Below are 21261 nucleotides of genomic sequence, written 5' to 3' on the forward strand. Positions count from 1 at the left end.
AAATACAACGGCGGAGGCGAGACCCTTTCGCCTTACGCCGTTTTTAATTTATAGGAATAAAATTTTTTGACTGAATTTATGGAGGTTCTATCATGAACAAAACATTACGTCAAGCAATTATTGCTGGCAACTGGAAAATGAACAAAAATCGTGCAGAAGCAAAAGAATTAATTGAAGCAATGAAACCATTGGTTGCAGACGCTAACTGTGGCGTTGTAATCTGTGTTCCTTTCACCAACCTGGAAACCGCAATGGAACTGACCGAAGGTACCAACATCAAAGTTGGCGCTGAAAACGTTCACTTTGAAAAATCCGGCGCTTTTACTGGTGAAATTTCCGCTGATATGCTGACCGAAATGGGCGTTGAATACGTTGTAATCGGTCACAGCGAAAGAAGACAATATTTTGGTGAAACAGACCATACTGTAAACCTGAGAACAAAAGCTGCTGTTGAAGCTGGCCTGAAACCAATCGTTTGCGTTGGTGAAATGCTGGAAGACAGAGAAAACGGCATTACAGCTGAACTGGTTGCTATGCAGGTAAAACTGGCTCTGAAAGACATCACAAAAGAACAACTGAAAAACATTGTAATCGCTTACGAACCAGTATGGGCAATCGGTACAGGAAAAACTGCTACTGCTGACCAGGCTGCTGAAGTTTGTGGCTTAATCCGTGAAACAGTTGCTAGCATCTATGATAAAGAAGCTGCTGATGCTATGACTATCCAATACGGTGGTTCTATGAATCCAAAAAATGCTGCTGAACTGTTGGGCAAAGAAGACATTGATGGCGGTTTGATTGGTGGCGCTTCCCTGAAAGCTCCAGATTTTGCTGCTATCGTAGAAGCTGCTACAAAAGGTTAATTCTATCGTATAGATTGACAATGAAAGAGACCGCTTATCATCTTTACATGATAAGCGGTTTTCACTCTCAAACACAATTGGAATAACACAGATGAAAGGAAGTAATGAGTTATGGCAAAAAAACCTTTAGCCTTGATTATTATGGACGGTTTTGGTGATAACCCATCCGATTACGGCAATGCGATTAAATCTGCAAAAAAACCAAATTTAGACCATTATTTAAACGAGTGCCCTCGTGTTGATATTGGTGCATCCGGTATGCTCGTTGGCCTGCCAGATGGTCAGATGGGGAACTCTGAAGTTGGCCACACCAACATTGGCGCTGGACGGATTGTATACCAGGAATTAACCAGAATTACAAAATCCATTCAGGATGGAGAGTTCTTCCAGAACGAGGCTTTAAACAAAGCAATTGAAAATTGTAAAGAAAATAATTCCTCCCTGCATTTGATGGGCTTGTTGTCCGATGGTGGCGTCCACAGCCACAACACCCATCTGTATGGTTTACTGGAACTGGCAAAAAAAGCTGGCTTGGAACAAGTATATGTTCATTGCTTTATGGATGGACGTGACGTTCCACCTTCTTCTGGGATTGATTATGTAGCTGAACTACAAAACAAACTGGACGAAATCGGAGTTGGCAAAATTGCTACAGTAATGGGTAGATATTATGCCATGGACCGTGATAACCGTTGGGACCGTGTGGAAAAAGCCTATGCTGCAATGGTTTACGGAGAAGGAGAAAAAGCAGAATCCGGAACACAGGCAATGGAAAACTCCTATGCGGCTGATACTACGGATGAATTTGTTCTGCCAACGGTATGTGCTGAAAATGCAACAGTAAAGGAACACGACAGTATTGTATTCTTTAACTTCCGCCCTGACCGTGCCCGTGAAATCACTAGAACTTTTGTAGATCCAGATTTCAGCGGTTTTGAACGCAAAAAGGGAATGGTTCCAGTACACTTTGTTTGCTTTACTCAATATGATGCAACTATGCCAAATGTAGATGTTGCATTTAAGCCACAGTCTTTGGTAAATACCTTTGGGGAATATATCAGTAAAAAGGGCTTGACTCAGCTGAGAATTGCGGAAACCGAAAAATACGCCCATGTAACTTTCTTCTTTAACGGTGGCGTTGAGAAAGAATTTGAAAACGAAGACAGGGCATTGATTAAGTCCCCAGCAGTTGCAACTTATGATATGAAACCAGAAATGAGTGCCTATGAGGTAACAGATGAAGTAGTAAAACGCATTGAATCTGACAAATATGATGTTATCATTTTAAACTATGCGAACTGTGATATGGTAGGGCACACTGGTGTATTTGACGCTGCAAAAGCAGCTGTAGAAGCAGTGGACACCTGTGTTGGCAGAACCGTTTCTGCTATCTTGGAAAAAGGCGGCGTTGCTTTGATCACTGCTGACCATGGAAATGCTGACAAAATGTATGAAGAAGATGGCTCTCCATTTACTGCTCACACCACATTCCCAGTTCCATTTGCGGTAGTAGGCATGGATTGTGAACTGCGTGAAGGCGGTAAACTGGCAGATATTGCCCCAACTATGCTGGAAATCCTTGGTTTGCCTCAACCAGCTGAAATGGATGGGCAAAGCTTAATTAAACATTAATTGCGAACAAGTCGTTGTGACAATCATCCCCCTCTTAGATCTAAGAGGGGGCATTTTTTATGGAGTCTTTCGATGTGGAAAAAACTTCTAGTTTTATTGGAAAGAAAGAGTAGCGCAACAATGGCGGGCTTTATGCGAGACGAAAAGTAGAAGGTAATGCCAAAAATAGCTAATGAATTAGAAGCGTTTATGGGTAAGCAGTGCGTTTGATGCTAATATAATTTTTTAGTACCTTATATAGGGGTTAACCTAGTAATAGACCATTTTAGAGGCGGTACAAGCCACCAGTTGAATTGGGCGGTTGACTTGATTTTTACGATAGACAGGATCAATATTAAAATAGTACTAATTATTCGAAATAATCAGTAAAATAAAGAATAAATATTGGAATTTAGTGATTAAAAACTTTCGTTTTTAATATGGATTTATTTTACAAAAGGGTTACAAACAAAAAATATGGTTGAAATTTACCTAAAAAAAAGATATGATATATAATGTGTCGAAATAAATTTTTTATTTTAACTTCTAAATTTTGTATTATTTATACAATATAATTCTAAATTAAGAGGTGCCTGTTTATGAACTTTAGCATTGAATCAATCAAAAAGCATAAGGTTCCTGTTATAATAACAGGAATTGTGATTGTTTTATTGATTGTGGGGATTATCACAGGTGTTGTATTATACAAACAACATTTGGATAAAATTTTACCTACAAATGCCAGTCTACATGGAATTTCTTTAAGTAAATTAAACCATGAGGAACTGGAAGATGTATTACAAAACGAGATTAATCCAAAATTAGAGGAACAGAAAATACAGCTTACTTTTCAAGATAAGACAGCTGAGATTTCATTAAAAGATTGTGGATTTTCCTATCAAGCAGACCAGGTATTTGCTGAGGCAAAAGAATACGATTTTAAAGAAAACCCAGATGGTTTTACTCCAGATATCCATTATAATGATGAAACCTTAACCCAGCTTATTACAGAATTTAAAGATAGTTCCGCTGTAGCAGTAACTCCTTATTCCTATGAACGGAAAGGAAACCAATTAGTGGTTCGTGCAGGTGCAGCAGGTTCTTCTATTGAGGTGGAGAAAGAAAAAGAAAAAATTATAACCCAAGTGAAACAGTTTGTATTTGATCCGGTTGTTGCAGAAGGCATAGCTGTTACAGATGATACTATTGCGATTAATTTAGACCAAATCCATCAAGAAGTCTGTAAAGAAGCAAAAGATGCTACTAGCAATGTAAACAGCTCTGGTAAAATGATTTATAACCAGGAGGAAGAAGGAGTATCTTTCAATCTAGATACTGCAAAACAGATTGTAACGGACCCTTCTTCTGGGGAGTACACAATTGATTTAACTATTACTGCGCCAAAGGTAACGGTAGAACAGTTAAAACAGCAGCATGATAATGCAGCATGTCCAGATTTATTACAAAGCTATACTACTAATTTTACGGCAACAGATAAAAATCGAAACTTTAATATTGCCAAAGCGGCAGCCACTTTAAATGGGGCAGTAGTAGCTCCTGGAGAAGTATTTTCTTTTAACGGCAGGGTTGGATATACGGATAAAGCCCATGGCTATAAACCAGCTGGAGTATATACACCAAATGGTTTAGAGGATGGCTATGGTGGTGGCGTTTGCCAAGTATCTACAACAACTTATGTAGCGGCAGTACTGGCTAATATGGATATTACCCGCCGAAGTAATCACAGCTATACAGTAGGATATGTTCCTTTAGGATGGGATGCTGCTGTCAGCGATGGTGGACAGGATTTCTGTTTTAAAAATACCCGTGACCAATCCATCAAAATTGTAGCGACTACTACCAATACATCAATTACCGTTTCTATTTATGGGACAAAATCGGATAAAGATAATTATAAAGTAGAGATGACCAAAAACGGAAAGATTACAAGCACTACCCCATTTGGTACAAAGTACAAAGACAGGGCGGATATGCCATCTACCTATCAAAAAACCATTAGTAACGGAAAAAATGGCTGTACGGTAGAAGTAACCAAAACGGTTACCTATAATGGGGCTGTTGTTTCTACCTCTGTCATTAAAAGTACTTATAAACCAATGGATAAAGTAATAGAACGTGGAACAGGGGCAACGGAACCCGCACAAACAACTCCTACTCCAACCCCATCAGCACCACCAGCAGAATCTACTCCACCACCAGAAACCTCATCGACCCCACAAGATGTGCAGTAAAAATGAAAGGAGAATCAGTTATGCAACCAAATTCATGGAATCAGCCGCCATATCCTCCACAGGGGCAAAATAATAATTATCCATATGGGTTTCAACCAAATGGCATGCCTCCACAAATTCCACCAGTAAAACCAGCCCCTTCTCCAGAATTTTTAGAGAAAAAAGCGTTGCAAAGCTTTACTATGGGGATTTTATCCTCTTTAGGGCTGTTCTTTCCCATTTTAGCGTTTGTGTTTGGTGCGATTGGGATTTATTCTTCTGTATACGGGATGAAATCCAACCGTAAGTTGATGGCGCAAATTAGTTTGGTCATTTGTATTGTATTTATAGTGTTGGCTTTTTGCTCAATTATTGTAAATGTTATGTCGTTATTCCAGGATACAGGTTCGGTGTCTTGGCCGGATGGTTCTCTATAATAGACGTATACGAAAATACCCGATTGGGCTTAACAGCTCAATCGGGTATTTTATCATTGATTAGGGAAACCAGCGGCCATACCGGTGGAGGTGCTCCGTAAAAAAGCTTTCGCTTCAAGTATCGAGCGAAGCGAGCTACTAACAAGCAATCTAGCAAGTTCATACAAGCTCGGAAAGAAGCATAAGTGCCCGTTTACGGGCGGCGGAGCAGTAGATGCAAGAGAAAGAATGTTCAGTGCGTCTTTAGATGCCCGCCAGTAAAATGCCCTTCTAGGGCTTAATCAAGCCTCCGGCTTAGCCGGAGGTCATGACTTTCAGCAAGATAAAGCAAAGAAGTGGAGAGAGCTATTAGCTGAAACATGACAGGTATAAACAGGTAAAAATAAAATTTACAATAAGTTTTACTGACAATGCAGAAACTGATGACTCTTTGAGAAATTATCCAGTAGAATGGAAAATTCTATTTATATGAAAAAGGTAGATCATAAAATCCCCACATAGGAAAATACCATGTGGGGTAGACTAAACTTTTGATAAGAGGTTATAAAGCGATTTTCATACTGATATCAAATGCTTTCACAGAATGGGTTAAAGCACCTAAAGAGATGATATCCACCCCTGTTTTGGCAACTTCAGCAATGTTTTCCAGAGTAATATTACCGGATGCCTCTAATTTTGCCCTGCCAGCGGTGATTTCAACCGCTTTCGCCATATCAGCAGGGGACATGTTATCCAACATAATGACATCTGCTCCACAGTTCAAGGCTTCTTCCAATTCTTCAAAATTACGGGTTTCCGCCTCGATTTTTACCATATGGCCAATTTTTTCACGTAATGCTTTTACTGCGTTTGTCATAGAGCCATAGGCGTCAATATGGTTATCTTTCAACATAGCTCCATCGGAGAGATTAAAACGATGGTTTAACCCTCCTCCTACGGTTACAGCGTATTTTTGTAGAGCACGCAGTCCGGGCAGAGTTTTACGGGTGTCTGCGATGGTACAGTTGGTACCTTTGGTAAGCTGAACACATTTATTAGTCATTGTGGCAATACCGGACATGTGTTGGATTAGATTTAAAGAAGTACGTTCCCCTTTTAAAAGGGTTTTTGTTTTTCCGGTTAAGGTGAGGATGATATCGCCTTTTTCTACAGCATCCCCATCTTTTTTAAAGATTTCGTATTGAATGGAATCATCCAGTAATTGATAAACCCGGACAGCAATATCTACACCAGCCACAACGCCGGTATCCTTCGCAACATATTTGGCGGTTGTTACAGCATCATCGCTGATCAGGTAATCGGTCGTAACATCTACATAGTTGATGTCCTCCATAATTGCCCGCTTGATAATATCGTCAATATAAAATTGTGGTAAAGACATGGATTATTCCTCCTACATAATTTCTTTTAAAATAATATAAGCACAGGTAGCCAGGGATTTTGCCTCAATATAATCCGGAGTTACCTTAAACTGCCCGTGTTCCAACATAAATTTAATATCATTGATACGGATGAAGCCTTCCTCTGCTAACTTTCGATTTGGCAGGACAAAATGCGCCTTTTGCATGATAGAACGGATTTCAGTACGGGTCCCTTTTGGAATATCCGCAGTATAAACATCTGGCTGGAATGGATAAGGTTGTATTTTTTCCTGTGTTTGTTTGGAGAGCTGATTGATATGGAGTGCGGAACGCCGGCCAAATACAATCCCTTCTAACAGGGAGTTGCTTGCCAAACGGTTCCTGCCATGCACTCCTGTATGGGAACACTCCCCAACAGCGAATAATCCAGGAATGGTGGATTCCGAATTTAAATTTACCTGAATCCCTCCCATCAGATAATGCTGGCAAGGATAGATTGGGACAGGTTCCCTGGTTAAATCATATTCCGATTGTAGTAAATTGTGGTAGATCATTGGAAAACGAGTTTTAATGAATTCTGGCTCCTTATGGGAAATATCCAAGTAAAAATGTTTGCTTCCCGTTGCTTCCTGCTCTTTCATAATGGCCTGGGATACTACATCACGGGGTGCTAATTCCAAACGTTCATCATATTTGTGCATAAAACGTTCCATATGGCAGTTTCGCAGGTAAGCACCGTTTCCTCGGACCGCTTCACTGATTAAAAAGCATTCTCTTTGCTGGGCGTTATAAAAAGCAGTCGGGTGGAATTGAATATAACTTAAATGTTGGATTTTTGCTCCCAACTGGTATGCCATAGCAATACCATCCCCAGTAGCAATCGCGGAATTTGTGGTATACTGATAGATACGACCAATGCCCCCTGTTGCCAATACACAAAATGGCGTGGAAACATAGTGGTGTTGCTCATGCTGTAAAATATCCAAACTAAAGCCGCCAGGAACTTTTTTTAGGTTGCACATCTGAGCATATTCCATAACGGTCACATTTTTGCGGCGTTTTACGGCAATAATTAATTTATCCACAATTTCTTTGCCTGTGGAATCTTTATAATGCAGGATACGGTGTTTGCTGTGCCCACCCTCTAGGGTTAAATCAATTTTTCCATCCGATGTGCGGTCAAAATCGACTCCCAAATCGAGGAGTTCATCCGCTACCATTTTACTCTCTTTGGAAAGGATAGTAACAGCCTCTAAGTTGTTTTCATATCGGCCGGCGATCATCGTATCCTTAATATGTTCTTCACAGCTATCGTGTTCGGTATCATATACCGCTACCATCCCGCCTTGTGCTAAAGAGGAGTTACACAGGGTCATTTCCCGTTTGCATAACAACAATACATTAAGGTCTTTGTTTAGGTGGAGTGCGGTACTTAACCCAGCTACGCCACTACCTACAATAATTACGTCATATAGTTTCACAAAAGTCACCTGAACTTTTTGTTCTAATTTCTCTATCTTCAAGCGAAAATAGAGATTACAATTTTCATTACAAGGCGTGTTTACCAAGCAAATCAGCCGGGAACAAATAGACTAATGGTGATTCCATAAAATAAATTGTTCCTGTTTACAAATCAATTATATCATATTGCAATAGAAAATGCTATAATAGATTCTACAGCCTGAAATTGAAATCGGAGGGATGTTATGTACGATAATACAACCGAAATTACGAAAGCGTTATTAATTGGTGTTGACACTGGAATATTTGATATAGAGCAATCCTTGTTGGAGTTAGAGGAACTGACTAAGACTGCTGAGGCAGAAGTAGTGGGTATTTTTACCCAGCGCAGGGAAAGCTATGATAGCGCAACCTGTATTGGAGCGGGAAGGTTGGAAGAAATAGCGGAATTTTGTAAAGAAAACCAAGTAGACCTGATTATATTTGACGATGAGTTAACCGCTACGCAAATCAGGAATATTGAAAACGCAACAAACGTCCGGGTAATCGACCGCACAACATTAATTTTGGATATCTTCGCCCAACGCGCTAGGTCAAAAGAAGGACAGCTACAGGTGGAATTGGCGCAACAGCGGTACCGTTTGCCCCGTTTAGCGGGTATGGGGGTTGCGTTGTCCCGTTTGGGAGCTGGGATTGGAACCCGTGGCCCTGGGGAAACCAAATTGGAAAGTGATAAACGCCATATCAGACGAAGGATCGCTTTTTTAGAAAAAGAGCTGGAACAGTTGGAAAAACGCCGTGCCATGATGCGCAGCCGCCGGAAAAAAGACAATGTTACTACAGTTGCCATTGTAGGGTATACCAATGTTGGAAAATCCACTTTGTTGAACGCGCTGACCAATGCTGGTGTTTTAGCAGAAAATAAACTCTTTGCTACCCTTGACCCTACAGCGAGGGCACTGGAATTACCCGATGGAAAAACTGTGTTACTGGTGGATACTGTTGGGTTGATACGGCGTTTGCCCCACCATCTAATCGAAGCCTTTCAATCCACTTTGGAAGAAGCGGCAAATGCGGATTTAATCCTACATGTATGTGATGTTTCCAGTGATGAAGCTGCGGAACAGATTCAGGTTACCCAACAGCTTTTAGATGAACTGGGATGCAGTAATATTCCGGTTTTAACTGTGTTGAACAAATGTGATAAAATTGCCCATCAGCCTTATTTTGCGGAAAAAGATTGCGTGATGATCAGCGCGAAAACCGGCTTTGGGTTTGACCATCTGCTAAACCGGATTGCCCAGAGTTTGGAAGAGACATCTCACCGGATGAAATTATTAATTCCTTATTCTGACACTAGTTTTATCGCCAAAATCCGAGCTACTGGCAAAGTGTTTTCAGAGGAATATAATGAACAGGGAACGTTGGTTGACGCTTTGGTAGACCGAAGCCTTTATGAAGCCGCAAAAAGTTATTTACTGGAGGAGACAGAATGAAAAAAGTTGACATCTATACGGATGGAGCATGTAGTGGAAATCCTGGTGCTGGCGGATGGGGAGCCATTTTACGGTATGGTGCTCATGAAAAGGAACTGTCTGGTGGAGAGGCACAAACTACGAATAACCGGATGGAACTGACCGCTGTTATTCAAGCATTGTCTTTGTTAAAGGAACCTTGCCAGGTGGTAGTACACAGTGATTCCAAATATATTATTGATGCGATCCAGCAGGGCTGGGCGATAAAATGGAAGGCAAACGGATGGATGAGAAATAAAAAAGAAAAAGCATTAAATCCGGATTTATGGCAACAATTATTACAGTTATTGGAGATTCACCAGGTGGAATTTCATTGGATAAAAGGGCACGCTGGACATCCAGAAAATGAACGTTGCGACCGGATGGCTGTAGCAGAATCTCAGAGATATCGGCAATAAATTGTGTAAAACTACTGAAAAGAAAGCTCTGAATTTAGGCTAACTGTTATAAATAGAAGAATTTTCAAACACTCTTGAAATTCATACTAAAATGGTATACAATAAAAATACACCAATAATATACAGATTGATTTTATGTATTTTTCGATAAAAATTTCCTGAGATAGAAAGGAATGTGAAAAATGAACCGTTTTGTTTATGTAGATAATTCTGCTACTACCCAGGTTTCTGATTCGGTTTTTCAAGCCATGTTGCCTTGGCTGAAGGATAACTATGGAAATCCAAGCAGTATCTATTCCATTGCCCACGAAGCAAAATTTGCGATTGATAAAGCAAGGGAACAGGTAGCCAACGCTTTGGGTGCTGATCCAATGGAAATTTATTTTACTTCCTGTGGTTCAGAATCTGACAACTGGGCGATTAAGTCCGCAGCCAGATTGGGTGCTGCAAAAGGGAAAAAGCATATTATTACCACTAATTTTGAACATCACGCGGTGCTGCATACTTGTCAGACATTAGAAAAGCAGGGATTTGAAGTAACCTACTTGCCGGTAAATGAGGAAGGATTGGTTTCAGCGCAACAGGTGGCGGATGCGATTCGGGAAGATACCATTTTAGTTACCATCATGTATGCGAACAATGAAATTGGCACCATCCAGCCAATTGAGGAAATCGGAAAGGTGTGCCACGAAAAAGGTGTTTGGTTCCACACAGATGCCGTGCAGGCAGTAGGAAACGTAGCGATTGATGTAAAAGAACAAAAGATAGATATGCTTTCATTGTCTGGTCATAAGATCCATGCCCCGAAAGGGGTAGGCGCCCTATATGTAAGGAAGGGGATTGTCTTACCAAACTATTTAGATGGTGGCGGTCAGGAACGTGGAAAGCGTGCTGGTACAGAAAACGTCGCTTTTATTGTAGCGTTGGGACAGGCGATTACCGATGCCGTAAAGGATATTCCAGCGAAACAAAAATATGTTTCTAACTTACGAGACCAGTTGGCAAAAGGGATTGTAGAAGCAATCCCAAAAGTACGCATTAATGGTTCAATGGAACACCGGCTATGTGGTAATTTAAATGTTTCCTTTGAAGGCATTGAAGGGGAATCCATTTTATTAATGTTGGATTTTAACGGGATTTGCGCTTCTTCTGGTTCCGCATGTACTTCCGGTTCTTTGGACCCATCCCATGTGCTTTTGGCAATTGGGTTGCCTCATGAGATCGCACATGGTTCTTTACGGTTGTCCTTAGCGGAAACCAATACCCAGGAAGATGTAGATTATATTTTGGAAAAATTGCCGCAGATTATCCAGCGGTTACGGGATATGTCCCCAGTATGGAATGGTTGATAAAGGAGGAATTTAGCTATGGCTATGGAATATTCAGCAAAAGTAATGGATCACTTTACAAACCCACGTAACGTTGGCGAAATTGAGGACGCGAACGGTATTGGAGAAGTGGGAAACGCTAAATGTGGCGATATTATGAAAATGTATTTGAAAGTAAAAGATAATATCATTGAGGACGTTAAATTTAAAACATTTGGCTGTGGCTCCGCAATTGCCACTTCCTCAATTGCCACAGAGATGATTAAAGGAAAACCGATCTCAGAAGCGCTGAAATTGACCAATCAGGCTGTTGTGGAAGCATTGGATGGGCTGCCAGCAGTAAAAATCCACTGCTCTGTTTTAGCGGAACAGGCAATTAAAGCAGCTATTGCAGATTATTACAAACGTCAGGGAATTGATCCAAAACCTATTGTTGGGGATATCCCAGAAGATTGTGAAGCTTGCCATGCTCACTAATAAAATAAAAACAAAAGGATGTTGCTTATTTTGCAACATCCTTTTTTACGATATTACTTTCTCAAGGCAAACTATCCGGTTATAATGGATATCTTTGCTATAAGGGTTCCATGAGAAAAATGAACTTTAGAAAGGCATAACCAATCGAAAAAGCGACGGTATAGTCCATCTAGGAAATTGATTTCATCAATCTATAAGCTGGATTATATGTTGTAGTGTGATTGATACCATATTTCTTGAAGAGCTAAGCTAGTGTTTTTCTTTTTTAAAGGCTCTATAACCAATTCATAGTATTTTACATAAAACTTTTTCTTATAAGTATCAGGTGACCCTATTCATAGCAAATTTTTCATGGAAACATAGTTGAGCTATGGTTTAAGTGAAATGTTATATACTAGCTAGAACTTGCGTACATTAAGTATTTTGTTTGATTGGCTAAGGCCAAAAACAGCACTGGAACTATTCATAGTTCCAGTGCTGTTTTTTTATATTCATCAGATGGAATGATTCTAAAATAAATTTAGTATAAAAACATCTATCGCCTTAGTCGTTTGGTTTTTGATAAAATTTTCCAGAAATTTGGTCGGTGCGGATGACATTGATAAAGGCTTGAGGGTCAATTTTATGGATTTGTTTCGTGATTTCTTTTACCTGGTCACTGGAGATAACGGAATATAACATAGTTCGTTCTTCTCCGTTATACAATCCAACACCATGGAATAAGGTAGCACCATGGTGAGTAATTTCCTTAATTTCTTGATAAATTTCCTCTGTTTTATGGGAAATAATAAATAGCGTTGTTCTTTTATAGCGAAAGTTTAAAATACGCACCACTTGGGTAGAAGCAAATTGGAAGATAATCGAATATAGTGCAGCGTTCCAACCAAATAAAAGGCCTGCAATAATTAACATTGCCGCATTCCCCAGAAAGATATAATTCCAGGCATCAATATTTAATCGTTCGGATAAAGCTACAGCGATAAAATCACTTCCTCCACTGGTAGCACGTCCCATCAAACATAAACCAATGGCGAATCCATTAATTAACCCACCAAAGATACAGATTAAAAGGATATCGTTTGTAATATAAATAGTCGGGATGCAGTCGGTCAAAATACTGGTTAACACAATCATAACACAAGAATAAACAGTAAATTTTTTGCCAATTGCTTTAAAACTGATGATTGCTGGAATTGCGTTCAATAAAAAGTTAATAACAGAGAATGGTAAGGAAATATGAAAAAATGACTTTCCAATCCGTTGAATCAATAATGTTAGCCCATTAAAACCTCCTGGAAATAAACCACCAGCATCTACAAAGCTTTTGATATTGATTGCCATAATTACAGAAGCAAGTACAATTAAAATAATCCGCTTTATTTCATCCAAAAAATCTATTTTATATTTTTTTGTATGCATAAACATCCTCCTTTTCTGCCTTTCCATTTATCTATAGTATACCATAAACCCTTACAGAAGACGATAGAAAACTAGCTCTTCCTAAATAGATTTTTTGATTGTCATAGTTTTGAAAGATTTATGAAAGGAAATTGACGGTCCATATTAACACATTGAAGCAAAAAATCCAGTATACTAAAATTAATTAAAAAAGGAGGAAATAATATGGAAAAAACAAATCATCCAAAAATCATTTTAATTGCAGCCTCTATTTTTTGTACGCTTGCTTTTATAGTGCTAACTTCTGTTTCGATTTATTCTGATACAAATAAAAACCTTTTAGTAGGAGAGATCGTCTCTCAAGCTAATATATATCAAGGGGAATTGGTTTTGTTACGAGATTTTGGGGATTCAGGCAAAAATAATTTTAGAAACCAACAAGTAATCCAACAAATCAATGATATTTTATAAAGAGCCAATACGCCATTTAACAGATAAAAAATAATGCTTGGTTAAAAATTGAAATAAAATAATTTGTGGATATGGTTTATTTCATATGATATATTTTGCGTGTTAATCTAGATTGGTATTTCTATTAAGAAAAACTGGTATATACTACAACATAATATTAATTCAAATGGAATAAGATTGAGAGGAAGGGAAAACAATGGCAAAAATTTGGAAAGTAGGGATTATAGCTTTCATAGCAGTAATCATTTTATGGGGTTCTGGTGTCATTCCAAGGGGGATTGCACAAATCGCAGCACAGCAATATGTCTCTAATTTATACAAAGGATTAACATATGATTCTTTGGATTATTCAAAAGAGAAAGGGCAGTATGAGGTTACCTTTAAAAAGGACAGTGCAGGTTATACTTTTTATTTGGAGGATGGGCTATTTCCAACTAAAGTGACATACGATCCTTTTCAGGGGACAATATAAAATGGTTGGTTCTATAGCAATCCAATTGTTGGGAATATAGAATGAGAGCACGTCTATTCGGAGAAGGATTTTCATATCATTGTTAAAAGCAAAAGGAATGGTTTTAGAGAACCATTCCTTTTTTGTATGAAAATTTTATATGGGATGTTTAGGCATATTTTTTACAGGTAGTTTCTTATACTATATTGAAACGGGGTGAAAAACCATGCAAAAACAAACAGAAAAGCGGCAGGATTTTTTAATTAATGCTTTTTATTATTTAGTGGTTGGCGGAATTGTTTTTATTCTATTCCGGTATTTGTTGCCCTATTTGATGCCATTTATCATTGGATTTTCCATTGCTTTTTTACTCAAACCAGTTTCCCATTGGATAGCGGACCATTCCATGTTAAGCCGTAGAGTTGCTGGAGTAGTGGTTCTAATTGTCGTTTATGGAATAATCAGTGTTTTATTGTGGTTGCTTGGAGCAAAGCTATTTCACTCGTTGCAGGAATTTTTTGCACACAGCACAGAATATTTTGAAGAATACCTTCTTCCTTTGTTAAAGAGATTTGGAATTGTTACAGTAGATACTGTAGCCACTATTTCGACCGATCTTGCATCGGGAACAGAGAGCTTAGTACAAGGGGTTATTTCTAGTATCCAAGCCGGAATCAACGAATTATCTGGAAAAGCAATCTCTAGTTTGGCAGATATTGGAGGTAAAATACCTGAATTTGGATTTAGCTTTGGTTTTTGTTTGATGTCCTCCTTTTTTATTTTAATGGATTATCATAAAGTAACATCTTTTTTTGTCAAACAAGTTCCGCAACGCTGGCGTCCCGTCTTATTTGAAATGAAAAGGCACTGTTCTGAAACATTAGGTTGTTATTTTCGGGCTTACTTGATTTTAATGCTGGTTACTTTTATAGAATTATCCATTGGATTTTGGGTGATTGGTGTACACAACCCTATTATTACAGCAGGATTGGTCGCTTTATTGGATGCCCTGCCATTGATAGGAACAGGAGGGATTTTGATTCCTTGGATTTTAATAGAGTTTATAAAGGGAGATTACTTTCTTGTCATTGGATTAACGATTGTATATGCGATTGTAACATTAGTAAGAAATTTAATGGAGCCTAAAGTGTTGGGAAAACAGTTAGGAATAAACCCATTACTGACTTTAGTGGCAATTTATATTGGATGCAAAACAATGGGCGTTATTGGGATGATTGTATTTCCTATGTTATTGCGAGTAATCATCAATTTACATCAATCTGGAAGCTTACATTTTTGGAACGATTAAAAACTTTGTTAAAACAATATAAAATACAAGCAAATATTTCATGCTTATTGATGTTATATCCAAAAAAATAATTGTTTTTCTGGTGATTTAGCCATATTGACTTTATTACTGATTCATTATACAATTAATTACAGAAAATGCAGCGATGCTATTTTTTAAATGATTGATGATGGCAAAAAAGACGAAGGCAAAATTGTCTTCGCCTTTTTTGTGCCTGTATTAGGTAGGTGACGTTTTCGTGAACAAAATAAAATTGAAAAAAGATTGTATTCCAAAACGGCTGTTAATGGTAGCTATGAGCGTGTTTTTTATGAGTTTAGGAATCACCTTATTGCAGCAATCCAACTTTGGGAACGACCCTTACAGTTGTTTAGGGTTTGGGGTAAGTGGAACGACAGGGATTCCATTTGGTATTATTTTTATGTCAATGGAGTTTGTGTTTTTGATTTTTGTGCTATTTACTGACCGAAGCAAAATTGGTATTGGTACATTAGCAAACATGTTTTTAGTGGGAAACTTAGCGGATGTGATCCGTATTTTATATGAGATGGTATTTCCAACCCCAAGTTTACTGTGGATTCGTATTATTTTTATGATAATTGGGATTATCGTACTTTCCTTTGGGGCATCTTTATATTTTACCGCTGATTTAGGGGTCGCTCCCTACGATGCTGTTGCGCCAATTTTAGGAAACCGTACACCACTGGCCTTCCGTTGGTGGCGGGTGATTACAGATGTGCTTTGTGTCATCGGAGGATTCCTATTAGGTAGCGTAGTAGGGGTTGGGACTGTTATTACAGCGTTCTTTATGGGGCCATTGGTTCATTGGTTCAATGTTCATCTATCCGAGCCATTTCTACAACGTTCGCAGAAAAAGACGTTGTAGCTAAAATTTAAGATGATATCCTTCTTTTTTTCTTGTGAAACGTGCATTGAGTAACTGTGGAAAAGAATGTTATAATAATTTACGTTTTCGGAAATGATTCCGATAATAAATAGATTGTTTTTTGCAAGAGGAAGAGAATTTATGATCAACAGTGTAATATTTGATATTGATGGAACAATTACAGACACCGAGTATCCAGCAATGGAAGCATTGCGTATCACATTGGAGCAGAAAGCAGGGTTACATTATACCCATGAACAGCTAAAAAAATATTTTGGAATTCCTTCTGCGGATACTTTGGTAGCGTTGAATGTACCCGACCCAGATGGCTCTATTGTGAAGAGCTGGAGTAGCTTGTTTTGCGAAATGGCGAAGGAACACACAAAAATATTTGATGAAATTGTTCCTATATTGGATATTTTAAAAGCCAATAAAATTACATTAGGAGTCGTTACATCCAAAAATAAGATAGAATTTAACGAGAGTTTTGTCCCATTAGGGCTATGCGATTATTTTAAAGCATGTGTAGATTCTGAGATGACAGAGAAGCATAAGCCGTTTGCCGACCCGTTAAATAAATTTTTTGAATTGACAGGAGCGTTTAAACAGAACGCGCTGTACATTGGAGATAGTATTTTTGATTACCAGACAGCCCGTGCAGCTGGGGTGACATTTGCTTTGGCTGGCTGGGGATGTTGTAATCCAGAAGGTATTTTTCCGGATTACTATTTCCATCGTCCCACGGATTTGTTAAATTTATTATGATCTTAAAAGATAGATTGGATTTTTCTAGTATAGACAGGCTTCACAATAAAAATAAAAAATAGGTTTGTATTTTTTTGTATTCTACTATGGACTTTTCCTGTCAAATCAGGTATAATAAGCAATAGTAACAATCACCTTTAAGTTGGTTCAGAGAGGCTGACAAGGCGGTATTTATACATTGCTTTTACTCCCAGTTTTGTAGGGATACAATGGGCAAGCTATAACCGTAATGCAACCAAACTGCCAACTTGGCGGTTTGGTTTTTTTTATGGAAAAGTGGCAGTTTGATAGATTTGCCGTATTCGGAGGATAGGATATGACCGAAAAAACCATTATTTTGGATGATAAATCCATGGCAAGGGCGATTGCAAGAATGGCCTACCAGATTATTGAGCGCAATAAAGGGGTAGAGAACCTTACTATTGTAGGAATTTTTTCCCGTGGTGTGGAAATTGCCCAGCGAATTGCGGAGCGGATCTGGGAAGTAGAACAAAAAAAAATACCAGTTGGTTTTTTGGATATTACACCGCACAGGGATGATATCCAGCCGGATAGCAGTTACCAAGACCGTACAGATATCCCGTTTGGTTATACTGGCAAAACCGTAGTTTTGGTAGATGATGTAATGTACACTGGCAGAAGTGTTCGGGCGGCGATTGACGCATTGATGGAACATGGAAGGCCACAAAGTGTTCAACTGGCAGTGTTGATTGACCGTGGGCATCGGGAATTGCCTTTCCGTCCAGATTATATTGGTAAAAATGTTCCGACCTCAAAAAATGAGCAGATTAAAGTGTCTGTGGTAGAACGGGATGGAATTGATAAAGTAGCAATTGTAGGCTAGGAGGGCTTCATGAGTATTTTACTCAAAAATGGAAATGTAGTGGGAAGCCAAATGGTATCCCAACAAAATATTTTAGTAGAAAATGGAGTAATCGCCTATTTAGGGAAAGATACCCCTGAGGCAGATAAAGTAATAGATTTGAATGGGTTAACTGTACTGCCGGGATTGATTGATATGCATGTACATTTACGTGACCCTGGTTTTACCCATAAGGAAGATATTCACACAGGCTGTTTGGCTGCGGCGGCAGGAGGGGTTACTTCTATTGCGTGTATGCCAAATACCAACCCGGTTACCGATAGTGTAGAAGTACTGGAGTATATTTTAGATAAGGCAAAAGACGCTCCAGCACGGGTATATCCAGTAGCTAGCATTACCGAAGGATTAAAAGGAGACCAGCTTACCGATATGAAACGGTTGATACAGGCTGGTGCGGTTGCTTTTTCTGATGATGGTAGGCCGGTGGAAAACGCGGCATTTTTACAGCAGGCTATGATGGAAGCGGAACGCCTTGGAGTGAAAGTCATCTCCCATTGTGAGGATTTGAATATTATCAATGGAGGCATTATCAATAAAGGCGTTGTGTCGGAGAAATTAGGGTTGCCAGGGATGGATCGGACCTCTGAGGACAGCATTACAGCAAGGGAAATCGCTATTGCTGCCGCAACAGATACTTCTATCCACATTGCCCATGTTAGTACGGAAGGCTCTGTTGCGCTAATTCGGGATGCGAAACGCCGTGGTGTCAAAGTGACAGCGGAAACTTGTCCTCATTATTTTATTTTGACGGAGAGCAAATTATTAAAAAAAGATGCGGACTACCGTATGAATCCACCTTTGAGGGAAGAACGGGACCGTCTAGCTGTGTTAGAAGGGGTGTTGGATGGTACTTTGGATTGTATCGTAACAGACCATGCCCCTCATACAGCAGAAGAAAAAGCGGATTTTGTCAAGGCTCCAAACGGTGTTGTAGGACTGGAAACCTCATTGGCAGCAAGCTTAACCGCTTTGTATCATACTGGTATGTTGAGTCTTGTGGAGTTGGCAAATAAAATGTCCAGGACGCCGGCCAAAATCTTAGGGATTCCAGGTGGAAAAATAGCGGTTGGAAAACCAGCGGATCTGGCTATTGTGGATTTGGATGAGGAGTGGACGGTATATCCAGAATTACTCCATTCCAAATCAAAGAATACTGTATTTAAAGGTAGAAGTTTCCGTGGTAGGGTAAAAATGACCATGTGCCGTGGAGAAATCGTGTATGATATTTTATAAAGAAAGTGAGAATGTAAGCTATGTCTATGGATCGCCTGATTGAACGAATTATTGAGTTGAAAAACCCAACAGTAGCGGGATTGGACCCAAAACTGGATTATATTCCAGATTTCATTAAAGAATATGTGGTAGCGGAATACGGCAACACCATGCAGGCTGCTGCAAAAGCATTGTTCCATTTTAATAAAGGGCTGATTAAAGCGTTGTGCGATGTTGTTCCTGCGATCAAACCACAGTGTGCTTACTATGAAATGTACGGGTTTTATGGTATGGAAGCATTGCACGACACCATTGCCTATGCTAAGGAAAACGGTATGTATGTCATCACGGATGGAAAACGGAATGACATTGGAACCACCATGCAAGCATATGCCACTGCACATTTAGGAGAAACCCAACTGTTTGATGGTAAAAAAGCTGCGGCATTTGATGGTGATGCGTTGACAGTGAATGGATACCTAGGCAGCGATGGAATCAAACCACTATTGGATATTTGTAAAACCTATGATAAAGGAATTTTTGCTTTGGTGAAAACCTCCAATCCATCTTCTGGGGAATTGCAGGACAGATTACTGGATGGCAAACCTGTTTATGAAGTGATGGGCGAAATGTGTGAGCAATGGGGAGAAGAACAGCGCGGAAAATATGGCTACAGCTCAGTAGGCGCAGTAGTAGGCGCTACTTATCCGGAACAACTGACCACATTGCGTGAAAAATTGCCGCACACCTTTTTCCTAGTACCTGGTTATGGAGCCCAGGGTGGCGGAGCAAAAGATGTTGCCGGCGCATTTAAAGATGGTATTGGCGCGGTAGTAAACAGCTCCCGTGGTATTATGTGTGCTTATCAGAAAATGGGAATGGACGGCAGGGATTATGCCCAGGCTGCCCGTTTGGAAGCAATCCGTATGCGGGATGACATTAACAGTGTATTATAAATAATTATTTTGGGGATAGAACAGGATTGATTTAGGAGGTAACTATGTTAGAACATACCAAAAAAGCGTATTTGTTGCTGAGCGATGGTACCTTGTTTGAGGGATACAGCTTTGGGGCAACAGGCACAACTATTGGTGAGGTTGTGTTTACTACAGGTATGACCGGCTATGGGGAAACTTTAACCGACCCAAGCTATTATGGCCAGATTGTAACGCAGACCTTTCCTCTGATTGGAAACTACGGCGTCAACCAGATGGACCACGAAAGTGACCGCATTTACCTAAAAGGATATATTGTACGGGAGTGGTGTGACCAGCCATCCAATTTCCGCTGTGAAGGGGATATCAATACTTTTCTACAGCAACAGGGTGTAATTGGAATTTACGGCATTGATACCCGTAGCTTAACTAGAAAGATCCGCGAATTTGGTGTTATGAACGGCATGGTAACCACCGAGCCAATTACAGATAAAGAAGCAGCGTTAAAGCAAATCCGTGAATTTGAAATCACTGATGCGGTAAAATCTGTTTCCGGCAAACAGATTGTTGATTTTGTAGACAATATTTCGGATAAAATGACAGCGGTATTGCCTTCCACCAAACCAAATACCAATAACAATTTCCATATTGTATTGTTTGATTTTGGATATAAATATAATATTGCAAGATGCCTGGCAAGAAGGAATTGTAAAGTTACCGTTGTTCCATACAATACTACTGCAGAACAGGTGAAGGAATTGAACCCGGATGGCATTATGCTCTCTAATGGACCAGGTAACCCAGCGGAAAATGTGGAAGTAATTGAGACTATCCGAGAGTTAGTAAAAATGCAGATTCCGATATTCGGTATTTGTCTGGGGCATCAGTTAATGGCACTGGCAAATGGCGCAAGAACTGAAAAATTAAAGTACGGCCATCGTGGTTCCAACCAGCCAGTAATAGATTTGAATATTGACCAGACATTGGTAACCAGCCAAAACCATGGTTATGCCGTTGTAGGGGACAGCATTCCAGAAGGTGTTGGCAGAGTGAGCCATGTAAACGCAAATGATGGAACCTGTGAAGGGGTTGAATATTTTAACGCTCCAGCCTTTACAGTACAGTTCCACCCAGAGGCAAGAGGGGGTCCACTGGATACTGATTATTTGTTTGACCGTTTTATGAAATTGATCGAAGACCACAAAAGGAATCAATAATCAACCGAAAAACGAGTAGGACAAGCGGGCTA

Annotated in this window: 20 protein-coding genes; 17 read left to right on the forward strand and 3 right to left on the reverse strand. The window is 39.5% G+C overall.

The features are described 5' to 3' along the window. The first annotated feature begins 92 nt into the window (after nt 1-92). The 4 genes from tpiA to H8Z77_RS10925 all read left to right on the forward strand — a co-directional run bounded on the left by tpiA (nt 93) and on the right by H8Z77_RS10925 (nt 5142). Nucleotides 93-863: a triose-phosphate isomerase gene (tpiA, locus tag H8Z77_RS10910; RefSeq protein WP_186997015.1), complete on the forward strand. Its 771-nt coding sequence runs from the start codon at nt 93-95 to the stop codon at nt 861-863. Nucleotides 864-974: 111 nt separating this feature from the next. Further along, nucleotides 975-2495: a 2,3-bisphosphoglycerate-independent phosphoglycerate mutase gene (gpmI, locus tag H8Z77_RS10915; RefSeq protein WP_186997016.1), complete on the forward strand. Its 1521-nt coding sequence runs from the start codon at nt 975-977 to the stop codon at nt 2493-2495. A gap of 578 nt (nt 2496-3073) precedes the next feature. Beyond that, nucleotides 3074-4726 carry a VanW family protein gene (locus H8Z77_RS10920; protein WP_186997017.1) on the forward strand — a complete coding sequence of 551 codons (1653 nt, stop codon included), beginning with the start codon at nt 3074-3076 and terminating at the stop codon, nt 4724-4726. Between the two features lie 20 nt (nt 4727-4746). After that, entirely contained in the window at nt 4747-5142 is a 396-nt protein-coding gene (locus tag H8Z77_RS10925; RefSeq protein ID WP_069987032.1) for a hypothetical protein, read from the forward strand. 541 nt (nt 5143-5683) lie between these two features. Here the strand turns inward: H8Z77_RS10925 and nadC are convergent. Both nadC and H8Z77_RS10935 read right to left on the reverse strand, forming a co-directional pair. Further along, a complete protein-coding gene (gene nadC, locus H8Z77_RS10930; RefSeq protein WP_186997018.1) occupies nt 5684-6523 on the reverse strand; it encodes a carboxylating nicotinate-nucleotide diphosphorylase in 840 nt (279 codons plus the stop codon). Nucleotides 6524-6535: 12 nt separating this feature from the next. After that, complete coding sequence (locus tag H8Z77_RS10935) at nt 6536-7984, reverse strand: L-aspartate oxidase (RefSeq protein WP_366472134.1); 1449 nt, start codon at nt 7982-7984, stop codon at nt 6536-6538. Between the two features lie 225 nt (nt 7985-8209). On the opposite strand from H8Z77_RS10935, the gene hflX reads away from it, so the two are divergent. From hflX to nifU, 4 genes are all read left to right on the forward strand, one after another. Then, on the forward strand, nt 8210-9460 hold the full coding sequence (gene hflX / locus H8Z77_RS10940; protein WP_186997020.1) for a GTPase HflX: 1251 nt from the start codon (nt 8210-8212) through the stop codon (nt 9458-9460). After that, nucleotides 9457-9897, forward strand: coding sequence for a ribonuclease HI (gene rnhA, locus H8Z77_RS10945; protein WP_069987040.1), 441 nt, complete (start codon nt 9457-9459; stop codon nt 9895-9897). Before hflX ends, rnhA begins: the two co-directional genes overlap by 4 nt. Nucleotides 9898-10079: 182 nt before the next feature. Continuing rightward, nucleotides 10080-11246, forward strand: coding sequence for a cysteine desulfurase NifS (nifS, locus tag H8Z77_RS10950; protein WP_186997021.1), 1167 nt, complete (start codon nt 10080-10082; stop codon nt 11244-11246). Nucleotides 11247-11270: 24 nt separating this feature from the next. Then, entirely contained in the window at nt 11271-11702 is a 432-nt protein-coding gene (gene nifU, locus H8Z77_RS10955; RefSeq protein ID WP_069987144.1) for a Fe-S cluster assembly scaffold protein NifU, read from the forward strand. 543 nt (nt 11703-12245) lie between these two features. On the opposite strand, the gene H8Z77_RS10960 is transcribed toward nifU, so the two are convergent. Then, nucleotides 12246-13121: a YitT family protein gene (locus H8Z77_RS10960; protein WP_186997022.1), complete on the reverse strand. Its 876-nt coding sequence runs from the start codon at nt 13119-13121 to the stop codon at nt 12246-12248. A 204-nt stretch (nt 13122-13325) separates the two neighbouring features. Here H8Z77_RS10960 and H8Z77_RS10965 point away from each other — a divergent pair, with 204 nt between their 5' ends. From H8Z77_RS10965 to carA, 9 genes are all read left to right on the forward strand, one after another. Continuing rightward, nucleotides 13326-13571, forward strand: a complete 246-nt coding sequence (locus tag H8Z77_RS10965) for a hypothetical protein (protein ID WP_069987045.1) — start codon at nt 13326-13328, stop codon at nt 13569-13571. Nucleotides 13572-13767: 196 nt separating this feature from the next. Further along, a complete protein-coding gene (locus H8Z77_RS10970) occupies nt 13768-14043 on the forward strand; it encodes a hypothetical protein (RefSeq protein WP_069987047.1) in 276 nt (91 codons plus the stop codon). 205 nt (nt 14044-14248) lie between these two features. After that, nucleotides 14249-15331: a sporulation integral membrane protein YtvI gene (gene ytvI, locus H8Z77_RS10975; RefSeq protein WP_186997023.1), complete on the forward strand. Its 1083-nt coding sequence runs from the start codon at nt 14249-14251 to the stop codon at nt 15329-15331. Nucleotides 15332-15569: 238 nt separating this feature from the next. Then, nucleotides 15570-16217 carry a YczE/YyaS/YitT family protein gene (locus tag H8Z77_RS10980; RefSeq protein WP_186997024.1) on the forward strand — a complete coding sequence of 216 codons (648 nt, stop codon included), beginning with the start codon at nt 15570-15572 and terminating at the stop codon, nt 16215-16217. Nucleotides 16218-16358: 141 nt separating this feature from the next. Further along, nucleotides 16359-16982 (forward strand): HAD family hydrolase, encoded by a 624-nt coding sequence (locus H8Z77_RS10985; protein WP_186997025.1) that lies wholly within the window; start codon nt 16359-16361, stop codon nt 16980-16982. A gap of 316 nt (nt 16983-17298) precedes the next feature. Next, on the forward strand, nt 17299-17826 hold the full coding sequence (pyrR, locus tag H8Z77_RS10990) for a bifunctional pyr operon transcriptional regulator/uracil phosphoribosyltransferase PyrR (protein ID WP_069987054.1): 528 nt from the start codon (nt 17299-17301) through the stop codon (nt 17824-17826). 9 nt (nt 17827-17835) lie between these two features. After that, on the forward strand, nt 17836-19098 hold the full coding sequence (locus H8Z77_RS10995; protein ID WP_186997026.1) for a dihydroorotase: 1263 nt from the start codon (nt 17836-17838) through the stop codon (nt 19096-19098). Between the two features lie 20 nt (nt 19099-19118). Beyond that, on the forward strand, nt 19119-20033 hold the full coding sequence (gene pyrF, locus H8Z77_RS11000) for an orotidine-5'-phosphate decarboxylase (protein ID WP_069987058.1): 915 nt from the start codon (nt 19119-19121) through the stop codon (nt 20031-20033). Between the two features lie 44 nt (nt 20034-20077). After that, nucleotides 20078-21229, forward strand: a complete 1152-nt coding sequence (gene carA, locus H8Z77_RS11005; RefSeq protein WP_069987060.1) for a glutamine-hydrolyzing carbamoyl-phosphate synthase small subunit — start codon at nt 20078-20080, stop codon at nt 21227-21229. Nucleotides 21230-21261 lie beyond the last annotated feature (32 nt).

Source organism: Clostridium facile, assembly GCF_014297275.1.
GTDB classification, from domain to species: Bacteria; Bacillota; Clostridia; order Oscillospirales; family Ruminococcaceae; genus Massilioclostridium; species Massilioclostridium facile.

What these genes read in the sequence shown, in the direction of transcription:
- tpiA (WP_186997015.1), top strand. Translation starts at nt 93, where the DNA reads ATGAACAAAACATTACGTCAAGCAATTATTGCTGGCAACTGGAAAATG.
- gpmI (WP_186997016.1), top strand. Translation starts at nt 975, where the DNA reads ATGGCAAAAAAACCTTTAGCCTTGATTATTATGGACGGTTTTGGTGAT.
- H8Z77_RS10920 (WP_186997017.1), top strand. Translation starts at nt 3,074, where the DNA reads ATGAACTTTAGCATTGAATCAATCAAAAAGCATAAGGTTCCTGTTATA.
- H8Z77_RS10925 (WP_069987032.1), top strand. Translation starts at nt 4,747, where the DNA reads ATGCAACCAAATTCATGGAATCAGCCGCCATATCCTCCACAGGGGCAA.
- nadC (WP_186997018.1), bottom strand. Translation starts at nt 6,523, where the DNA reads ATGTCTTTACCACAATTTTATATTGACGATATTATCAAGCGGGCAATT.
- hflX (WP_186997020.1), top strand. Translation starts at nt 8,210, where the DNA reads ATGTACGATAATACAACCGAAATTACGAAAGCGTTATTAATTGGTGTT.
- rnhA (WP_069987040.1), top strand. Translation starts at nt 9,457, where the DNA reads ATGAAAAAAGTTGACATCTATACGGATGGAGCATGTAGTGGAAATCCT.
- nifS (WP_186997021.1), top strand. Translation starts at nt 10,080, where the DNA reads ATGAACCGTTTTGTTTATGTAGATAATTCTGCTACTACCCAGGTTTCT.
- nifU (WP_069987144.1), top strand. Translation starts at nt 11,271, where the DNA reads ATGGAATATTCAGCAAAAGTAATGGATCACTTTACAAACCCACGTAAC.
- H8Z77_RS10960 (WP_186997022.1), bottom strand. Translation starts at nt 13,121, where the DNA reads ATGCATACAAAAAAATATAAAATAGATTTTTTGGATGAAATAAAGCGG.
- H8Z77_RS10965 (WP_069987045.1), top strand. Translation starts at nt 13,326, where the DNA reads ATGGAAAAAACAAATCATCCAAAAATCATTTTAATTGCAGCCTCTATT.
- H8Z77_RS10970 (WP_069987047.1), top strand. Translation starts at nt 13,768, where the DNA reads ATGGCAAAAATTTGGAAAGTAGGGATTATAGCTTTCATAGCAGTAATC.
- ytvI (WP_186997023.1), top strand. Translation starts at nt 14,249, where the DNA reads ATGCAAAAACAAACAGAAAAGCGGCAGGATTTTTTAATTAATGCTTTT.
- H8Z77_RS10985 (WP_186997025.1), top strand. Translation starts at nt 16,359, where the DNA reads ATGATCAACAGTGTAATATTTGATATTGATGGAACAATTACAGACACC.
- pyrR (WP_069987054.1), top strand. Translation starts at nt 17,299, where the DNA reads ATGACCGAAAAAACCATTATTTTGGATGATAAATCCATGGCAAGGGCG.
- H8Z77_RS10995 (WP_186997026.1), top strand. Translation starts at nt 17,836, where the DNA reads ATGAGTATTTTACTCAAAAATGGAAATGTAGTGGGAAGCCAAATGGTA.
- pyrF (WP_069987058.1), top strand. Translation starts at nt 19,119, where the DNA reads ATGTCTATGGATCGCCTGATTGAACGAATTATTGAGTTGAAAAACCCA.
- carA (WP_069987060.1), top strand. Translation starts at nt 20,078, where the DNA reads ATGTTAGAACATACCAAAAAAGCGTATTTGTTGCTGAGCGATGGTACC.